The sequence below is a fragment of the Komagataeibacter intermedius TF2 genome (assembly GCF_000964425.1).
In the GTDB taxonomy this organism is placed as follows: domain Bacteria; phylum Pseudomonadota; class Alphaproteobacteria; order Acetobacterales; family Acetobacteraceae; genus Komagataeibacter; species Komagataeibacter intermedius.
The window spans coordinates 1-341 of sequence record NZ_BANF01000385.1; the positions used below are offsets into that span (position 1 = coordinate 1).

Below are 341 nucleotides of genomic sequence, written 5' to 3' on the forward strand. Positions count from 1 at the left end.
CGCCCGTGGCTGTACAGACACGGCATCAGCTTCGACATTCAGGAGGTCGATGAAGTCTGGGGCAATGGCACCGGCGGCACGCCAAGCACCAATGGCGATGGGCAGGGTTCGGGTACCGGCCCTGCCTATGACGGTGTGACCATGCCCACGCTGACCATCGATACCGAAAAGCTGTTCGGACTGAAGGGCGGGCTGTTCAATGTCAGTGCGCTGCAGACGCGCGGGCGCTCGATCTCTCAGGATCACCTGAACAATTTCAACCCTGTCAGCGGGTTTGAGGCCGACCGTTCCACCCGTCTGTTCGAACTGTGGTACCAGCAGTCGTTCCTCAAGGGAAAGCT

1 protein-coding gene is annotated in these 341 nt (G+C 60.1%); it reads left to right on the plus strand.

Features of this window, described 5'->3' with window-relative positions:
• The coding region (locus tag B7449_RS17670; RefSeq protein WP_048883962.1) for a carbohydrate porin at nt 1-341 on the plus strand (341 nt) is incomplete at both ends.